The sequence below is a fragment of the Mesorhizobium sp. M1E.F.Ca.ET.063.01.1.1 genome (assembly GCF_003998155.1).
Taxonomy (GTDB): Bacteria; Pseudomonadota; Alphaproteobacteria; order Rhizobiales; family Rhizobiaceae; genus Mesorhizobium.
The window spans coordinates 1-7,612 of the sequence record NZ_RZSC01000265.1 but is presented as its reverse complement, the minus strand read 5'-3'; the positions used below and the strand labels follow the sequence as shown (position 1 = coordinate 7,612).

At 59.2% G+C, this 7,612-nt stretch carries 9 protein-coding genes; 2 read left to right on the top strand and 7 right to left on the bottom strand.

Annotated elements, in window-relative coordinates:
- The 4 genes from EOA29_RS19045 to EOA29_RS19030 all read right to left on the bottom strand — a co-directional run.
- On the bottom strand, positions 1 to 621 hold a 621-nt coding region (locus EOA29_RS19045; protein ID WP_145969704.1), incomplete at its 3' end, for an acyltransferase.
- Between the two features lie 84 nt (positions 622 to 705).
- Positions 706 to 1,266: a CpaD family pilus assembly lipoprotein gene (locus tag EOA29_RS19040; protein WP_236473720.1), complete on the bottom strand. Its 561-nt coding sequence runs from the start codon at positions 1,264 to 1,266 to the stop codon at positions 706 to 708.
- A gap of 12 nt (positions 1,267 to 1,278) precedes the next feature.
- Entirely contained in the window at positions 1,279 to 2,700 is a 1,422-nt protein-coding gene (locus tag EOA29_RS19035; RefSeq protein WP_051695798.1) for a type II and III secretion system protein family protein, read from the bottom strand.
- 71 nt (positions 2,701 to 2,771) lie between these two features.
- Complete coding sequence (locus EOA29_RS19030; protein ID WP_029354874.1) at positions 2,772 to 3,458, bottom strand: response regulator transcription factor; 687 nt, start codon at positions 3,456 to 3,458, stop codon at positions 2,772 to 2,774.
- 398 nt (positions 3,459 to 3,856) lie between these two features.
- Here EOA29_RS19030 and EOA29_RS42275 point away from each other — a divergent pair, with 398 nt between their 5' ends.
- A complete protein-coding gene (locus EOA29_RS42275) occupies positions 3,857 to 4,051 on the top strand; it encodes a hypothetical protein (RefSeq protein ID WP_210213155.1) in 195 nt (64 codons plus the stop codon).
- 14 nt (positions 4,052 to 4,065) lie between these two features.
- Positions 4,066 to 4,554, top strand: a complete 489-nt coding sequence (locus EOA29_RS41510; protein ID WP_164747350.1) for a hypothetical protein — start codon at positions 4,066 to 4,068, stop codon at positions 4,552 to 4,554.
- Between the two features lie 580 nt (positions 4,555 to 5,134).
- On the opposite strand, the gene tdh is transcribed toward EOA29_RS41510, so the two are convergent.
- The 3 genes from tdh to EOA29_RS19010 all read right to left on the bottom strand — a co-directional run.
- On the bottom strand, positions 5,135 to 6,169 hold the full coding sequence (gene tdh, locus EOA29_RS19020; RefSeq protein ID WP_127221288.1) for an L-threonine 3-dehydrogenase: 1,035 nt from the start codon (positions 6,167 to 6,169) through the stop codon (positions 5,135 to 5,137).
- Positions 6,170 to 6,234: 65 nt separating this feature from the next.
- On the bottom strand, positions 6,235 to 7,374 hold the full coding sequence (locus tag EOA29_RS19015) for an adenosine kinase (protein ID WP_236370636.1): 1,140 nt from the start codon (positions 7,372 to 7,374) through the stop codon (positions 6,235 to 6,237).
- The coding region (locus EOA29_RS19010; protein WP_189478929.1) for a methionine adenosyltransferase domain-containing protein at positions 7,349 to 7,612 on the bottom strand (264 nt) is incomplete at its 5' end. The genes EOA29_RS19015 and EOA29_RS19010, both read right to left, overlap by 26 nt.

The window sequence follows — 7,612 nt, the reverse complement described above, 5'->3', positions numbered from 1 at the left end:
GAGCATGAGCAGGGCGCCCAACATGAGTTCCCAGATTCGGGTCGGCAGCAGATAGAATCCGGCGGTGGGCGCCAGCGATGTCGCCATCACCGCCATTACGAAGCTGCAGAGAATTATCGGAAGAAGTGTCGTCAGCCAGCGCTTCCCGATGTAGCGATAGATTAGGAACATCAGGATTGGGGCGAAGATGTAGTACTGCTCCTCTACGGAAAGCGACCAGGTGTGCAACAGTGGTCGAAGCGCGGCATCGATCGAGAAGTAACTTGACGTTTTCCAGAAAAAAACGTTCGACCAGAAGGTCGAGGCAGCTATGATGCTAAGACCGAATTCGCGCAGATCCGATGGCAGAAGAATGAACAATGCGGCAATGCAGGTGAGAAGCATCACAAAGACGAGAGCCGGCAGAATGCGCCGGGCACGGCGCCAGTAGAAGTTGACGATCGAAAATTGGCCGCGTTCAAGGTCATCCAAGAGGCTTCCGCTGATAAGGTAGCCGGAGATGACGAAGAAGATATCAACCCCGCTAAAGCCACCCGGGATCGCCGAAATTCCGAAATGAAAGAGTACGACCGGAAGTACAGCAACAGCCCTAAGGCCCGCGATATCGCGCCTATATTGCATCCAGCGGTTCCTTTGATTTTAGATCAGGACGAGATTGGAAGCTTTCAATCTCCGGTAGGAGTGCTGCCAAGATAAGGGCCGGTATCAGCCACCTTTATCCGTCCCGAACGTTCTGTAAGTGGCAACTGGTACAGAAGCACGATCGCCATCGCCGGACTTGACGGCCTGATTGTCGAGCAGATCGCGCGGATCGTTGACCATCACGGCCAGGTTAAATCCTGTCGAACAACCAAGCGGCTGTTTGAAGGATTCTTCATTGGGTAAGGCACCATATGAGGGACAGACCGGCGGACGGGCGTGATAGACAATCGCCTCAATTCGCACTGAGCCGGCGTCGTGTTGATCGAGCAATTGAATGTTGTCTGCTTCGATTGCCAACTGCCTGGCCTGATGGGCTACCCCTGCGCTGAGCTGGGGCGAACCGCTGATGAGGAGGTGGAGGGCATCGAATCGGCCGCGACTGGCCTTGTTTAGGAAATCACGCAAACGCTGCCGTTCGGAAGCGCGCAGGCTTTGCAACGTCAGGAGGGTGGTCTCCTCTCGGACAAGCATTGATGCCGATGGTTCGACATCAACTGGCGTAGTGCTTGTGCAGCCACTTACGCTTGGTGCCAGAGCGACAAAGAGGACTATAAAACGCAACATCATTGGACGACACTATTCGATGATGAAGCCGAGACCGCCCTGGGCGCTTGGCGCGCCCGCACGGATAGCAGCGCGGTCTCGCGGGGGACTTGCCACGGAATTCGTCGGAGCGCCCCCTCCGTTCAAAGCCGGTGCCGCCCGCTCCGTAGGTGCGCTCATCTGGTTTGGGTTGGAGCCTGGTCTTACAATGTAAGGCGTAACTAGAATGACCAGTTCTGACTCCTCTTTTTGAAACGAGGACGAGCGAAAAAGCGGTCCCAGGATCGGCATTTCTCCGAGCCAGGGAAAGGCCCTGACATCATTGTTGACGTTCCGCCTGATTAGACCGCCGATTGCGAAGCTCTGCCCACTGGCGAGTTCGACGACCGTATCGGCTCGGCGCGTGGAAACTGCCGGCACGGAAATTCCGTTGATTTGCACGGCACCTTGCGTCGACAGTTCACTGACTTCGGGCGTTACGTGAATGTTGATTTGATTGTTGCTGAGAACTGTCGGCACAAATTCCAGACTGACGCCGAAGTGACGGAATTCAACCGATACCTGCCTGTTTTCCTGCAGGACAGGAATGGGAAATTCGCCGCCAGCTAGAAAGCTGGCTTTTTCACCCGACATAGCGGTGAGGTTCGGCTCAGCCAGGACGGAAGCTATATGCTCCTTGGCGAGCGCGTCGAGAACCGCGCTGACGTTGACGACACCGTTGTCGAATCCGATTTCTGCTGTACCGCCACCCTGGGTTGAACCAGATCCAGCGCTTGCACCGCTTCCGCTTAGAACGCCCACTTTGAAATTGCCGATTTGACCGAAGGCGGACAGGTTGACGCCAAGTGACTTCATGGCGCTGCGTGAGACTTCGGCTACGCGCACGCTGAGGTTAACTTGCAGGGATCCAGCGACCTTGATGTTGTTGACGACTTGCGCTCCGTCGCCCAGATATTGCTCAGTGACTCTTTTTGCGGTGTCGGCGACCTCTGCGTCGGGCGCCGTCCCGCTAAGGATTGCGCCGCGCGGCGTATAGTTGACGCGGATGGGATAGTCGCCGACCTGCTCCCGCAACATGGCGCGTAAATCCCCGATCGGTTGCGTGACAACGATACGCAATTCGGCGAGAGGCTCGCCGTTGCCGTCCAAGGCGAATAGGCTGGTCCGCCCCGATTTCTTGCCAAAGACGAAGATTGTTTTGCTCGATGGTGCCTGAAAATCCGCGATCGTCGGGTCAGCAACAAAGATGGTCGTGGCTGGCGCGGGCAGATGAACGGTCTCCCCGAGCGAAGAGGAAAGGGTCAGCGTGGCATTGATGCTATTCGAAGCCGCACGCGGCGCGCCTTTGTCCTGCTTGTTTTGCGCCGCGACACCAAGTGGGAAAGTCACAATAAGCGCGCAGAGGAGATGGCCCAGGTAACGGGGCACTGCAGGTCTCGGAACCTTGATGGCGATCGCCCGCCAATTGAGCGCAGGGCAAGGATGTTGAAGGATCAGCAAAATAGATCTTCTTTCGATTCGACAAACTATGCGGATGACGCGTCAGTCAATTCTAGAATGTAGCCAATGCCACGGATGGTCTTGATCCGTGGCGTTGCACCTGATCTGGTCAGATGTCCACGTAAACGATAGATTCCGACTTCAAGCGCGTTGGCAGACACGTCGTCGTTGAACGAATAGAGGTGATCTTCCAACTGCGCACGGGGCACGATGCGGCCTGCCCGGTTAAGCAGATGCTCTAGAATACAGAGTTCGCGACGTGCGATCATCATTGGGTGCCCAGCAACGAAAACCTGCCGGGCGACCGGATCGAAGTTGAGATTGCCAAATACGAGCCTCAGGTCGGTCATCTGTGACGCCCGGCGCAGAATGGCTCTCATTCTGGCGATAAGCTCATCGGTAGAGACGGGTTTGAGCAGAAAGTCGTCCGCACCACCGTTGAAGATCGCAATTCGCTTATCGAGATCGTTAAGGCTGCTCATAATGACGGCAGGAACTGAATGCCCGTGGGTCCTCAACTGCCTCAGCCAACCCAAGCCATCGCCATCTGGCAGAGCCAATTCCAGCAGGAGAATTTCATAGCTGGCGCAAGAAAATGCACTCGAGGCCAGTTCCAGAGTACCAACGACATCAACGACGAAGCCGCCATCCCCGAGCGCAAGTCGCATGGCGCGCGCAAGATCCGCATGATGATCCACGAGCAGCGTTCGCATTTCATCTCCTATCGAAGAGAGACGCGTCACCGGCGGCCATCTGATCGGAGCACACGGCGCACAACTCGTCGCATCTCTCGGAACAGGTCCGAGTTGGAGGGACATGCAAGTCGCTCGGTGGCAATAGGCGCGGGTGAGGACCAACTGACGGGCTCAAATACGCCGGTCGGCGAACCCACGACGCCAGCAACCCGCGTGCGATTTCTCGTTGCATCATCTCTCCTACGTGCAGCCCCTGCGCTCGCAAGGCAGCGTCGCGGCCCAGAGCCCGATTCCCACAGAGGGTAGGGTTAGCTTTCGAGAAACTGATTGAACAAATCGATTATTTGGATCGAATGCATCCACGGTATGGATGCAGCGCCGCATCTTCAACGACTGCGGCTTCCTGATGGATTGTTGTGTCTGTCGTGCTCTGCTATTTCGCTGTCCTTCAAGGCTGGCGAGTCTGGTGGAACCTGCGCGTCATTGGCTGTGGTAGCTTGATGCTCAAAAATGGAGCGCCCCGCGGAAAGCCGCTCTCAGATTTCCAAAAAGCCTTGCTGGTCCAAAAGAGCACTTCGCATCTCGACACCAAAATGGGCGAGGAAAACTGACGTCTGACAGGGATGTGTATGCAACAGCCGATTTGCGGCACCAGGAAACGACCGCGTTCAGGCTGGAGATCGACGACCAACGGCTCCTCGATTTCCGCATTCAGGCCACGACGATCGACCGCTTTCCAAGCTCTTCCTGTGCGGGCGGATGCCGGCAAACAGCAGCACAGGGTCAGGGAAACCGCGAGCGGGCCTGCTTGATCGCCATGATCACATTGCCGCTGTTGCGCGTGCGGACCGGAATGCATTCGGTCCAGCCGGTGGCAATTTCGGTCAGCACCATCGTCTGCACGAAGCTCCCCGACCAAGACGTGCCCGAATGCGCTCAACAAAGCCGGGCGGCGGATCTTTCCAATCGCCGAGGTGCGGGCTTGCACCGAGCGGCGAACTGCCGAACTCATTCCTGCCCGGCGGCGCTGGCCGCCGCGAGCGACGATGCGGACCTCAGCCGCTCCGAAGCCTCCCACAACACGATGAGCGCCTCGCGGACATCGCTGCCGTAACAGCGGCTGCGGCTCTTGCTCGCAGACGGCCTCTGCTCACGACGGTTCATAAGACGGATCGCGCGCGCTTGCGATAATAGCCGATTACCGCCCCGAACTCATTCAGAATGCGCCGCTTGTCAACGCCGCGATAACGCTCCACGATCGCCGCTTCAGTTCCGACCGTGTCGCCATGCTGAGCCGCGCCATACTTCCCCCGAACCGGAATGGCACGACCTGTCCAATGCGGCTCGTTGCCTTCGTTAATTCGCTGACCGGAAAGGTACCGGAAGTCGTCTAACGCATCTTACCCGCTGAAACGGCGGCAACACCTCGACCTCAATCGCAGATCTTAGGAAATAGACGATCGCGTGGGGGCCTGTGAGCATCCGTTCACCGGATTTCCGTCATCGGCTGAGGCGAATTGCCACCATCGACCGTTATCGGATGGGCCGCGATACGTCGCCGTATCATGATTAGGGGGCGCACCTAGCGGAGCCATAGCTCTCCACCCAGCCATGTTCCCCTCGTTGGAAGATGTCCGGCGGACCAGAGGGGTGCTGTCCCGTCAGCTTTTCCTGAAGAGCGGCCAAGGCAATCCCTACCAATCCATCACCACCTTCCCCGAATTGCCGCTCTTCATCGCCTCGAAACCGTCGAGGTAGTCATCGACCCCGATGCGGTGTGTGATCAGGCCCGACACGTCGAGAGGACCCTGCACCAGCGCGATCATCTTGTACCAGGTCTCGAACATCTCGCGGCCGTAGATGCCCTTGAGATGCAGCATCTTGAAGATGACCTTGTTCCAGTCGATCTCGAAGCCGGTCGGCGCGATGCCGAGGATGGCGATCTTGCCGCCATTGTTCATGGTGTCGATCATGTCGCGGAAGGCGGGCGCGGCACCCGACATTTCGAGGCCGACGTCAAAACCCTCGGTCATGCCGAGCACCGGCATGACGTCGCGCAGCTTTTCCTTCGAGGCGTCGACGACATGCTGCACGCCGAGCTTGCGCGCCAGGTCCAGCCGGACCGGATTGATGTCGGTGATGACCACCTTTCGCGCGCCGACGCATTGCGCCACCAGCGCGCCCATGATGCCGATCGGCCCGGCGCCGGTGACCAGCACGTCCTCGCCGACCAGATCGAAGGACAATGCGGTGTGGACGGCATTGCCCAAGGGATCGAAGATCGCCGCGATCTCGTCGGGCACGTCGTCGGGGATCGGCACGACATTGTGCTGCGGGATCGCCACGTATTCGCCGAAGGCGCCGGGCCGGTTGACGCCAACGCCGAGCGTGTTGCGGCAGAGATGCCCTCGCCCCGCCCGGCAGTTGCGGCAATGGCCGCAGACGATGTGGCCTTCGCCCGAGACGCGCTGGCCGAGCTTGTATTCGGTGACCGCGGCGCCGAAATCGGCGACCGTGCCGACGAACTCATGGCCCGTCACCATCGGCACCGGCACCGTCTTCTGCGCCCACTGGTCCCAATTGTAGATGTGCACGTCGGTGCCGCAGATCGCGGTCTTCCTGACCTTGATCAGCACGTCGTTGGGACCGATCTCCGGCACCGGCACCTCTTCCATCCAGATGCCCGGCTCGGCCTTGGCCTTAACCAGCGCCTTCATCATGTTCGACATCAGGATTTCCCTATTCCGTGATTGCGCTTCTGGCGAGATAGCCTGCACAACGGGAAGGTAGGCCACTAACTCGTTTGAACGTCCGGAATGGTCAGCCCCGCCTGCTCGGCCTCGCGGCGCAAATTCTGACGGGGCCTGGGGCCGATCTGCTGGATCACCAATCCGGCTGCCAGTGAGCCAAGGTCGCCGCAGGTCTGCAAGTCACGGCCTTGCGTGTAGCCATGCAGGAAGCCGGCGGCATAGAGATCGCCGGCGCCCGTCGTGTCGATCAGCTCCTTGATGGCGGTCGCCTTGATCACCACGGTCTCGTCGCCGCGCACGATCACCGAGCCTTTTTCCGATCGGGTCACGGCGGCGATGCGGCAATCCTTGCGAATCTGCGCCAGCGCTTCGTCGAACGACGCCGTCTGGTAAAGCGATTTGATCTCGTGGCTGTTGGCAAAGACGATGTCGACGGTACCCGAACGCATCAGCTCGAGGAACTCGTCGCGGTAGCGGTCGACGCAGAACGAATCCGACAGGGTCATCGACACTTCGCGGCCTGCCGCGTGCGCCAGCATCGCCGTCTGGCGGATTGCTTCCTTGGCGCGCGGCGGATCCCACAGATAGCCTTCGAAATAGGTGACCTTGGCGCCAGAGGCCTTGTCCGCCTCGACATCCTCAGGCCCGAGCTCGACGCAGGCGCCGAGATAGGTGTTCATCGAGCGCTCGCCGTCGGGCGTGACGAAGATCATCGAGCGCGCCGTCGGCGGTTCACCCTTGAGCGGCGTGGTGTCGAAGGCGACGCCTTGCGCATGGATGTCGTGGGCGTAGATTTCGCCCAGCGCATCGTTGGAGACCTTGCCGAAGAAGGCGGCGCGGCCGCCAAAGCTGGCGACGCCGGCCGCCGTGTTGCCGGCGCTGCCGCCGGAGGCCTCGATCGCCGGACCCATGCGGCTGTAGAGCAGCTCGGCGCGCCTTGTGTCGATGAGGTTCATCGCTCCCTTGATGATGCCGTTGGTCTCGAGGAATGCCTCGTCGCACTGGGCGATGATGTCGACAATGGCATTACCGATGCAGAGCACGTCATAATCCGCATCAAAATCTCCGCCAAAAACCCGAGCCGGCTTCTTGCCATGCCGGCCGGGCGTGGTCTCGCGAGTTGAAATGGGTTGCCGCATGCGCTTGATCCAGCCGCCCTCACGCAGCTGCCGGTCCTGCTTCACGCAGCAAATCGTCAGCTTTGTCCGTCTTCTCCCAGGTGAACTCAGGCTCTTCACGCCCGAAGTGTCCGTATGTCGCCGTCTTGCGGTATATCGGGCGTAAGAGATCAAGCATCTTGATGATGCCTTTCGGTCGGAGATTGAAAACCTCGAGAACAAGGCGCTCGATCCTTTTTTCCTCGATCCTTGCGGTTCCGAAAGTATTGACCATGACAGAAACCGGACTGGCCACGCCGATCGC

Coding starts and splice junctions, on each gene's coding strand:
- EOA29_RS19040 (WP_236473720.1), bottom strand. CDS start 1,266: ATGTTGCGTTTTATAGTCCTCTTTGTCGCTCTGGCACCAAGCGTAAGT.
- EOA29_RS19030 (WP_029354874.1), bottom strand. CDS start 3,458: ATGCGAACGCTGCTCGTGGATCATCATGCGGATCTTGCGCGCGCCATG.
- tdh (WP_127221288.1), bottom strand. CDS start 6,169: ATGTCGAACATGATGAAGGCGCTGGTTAAGGCCAAGGCCGAGCCGGGC.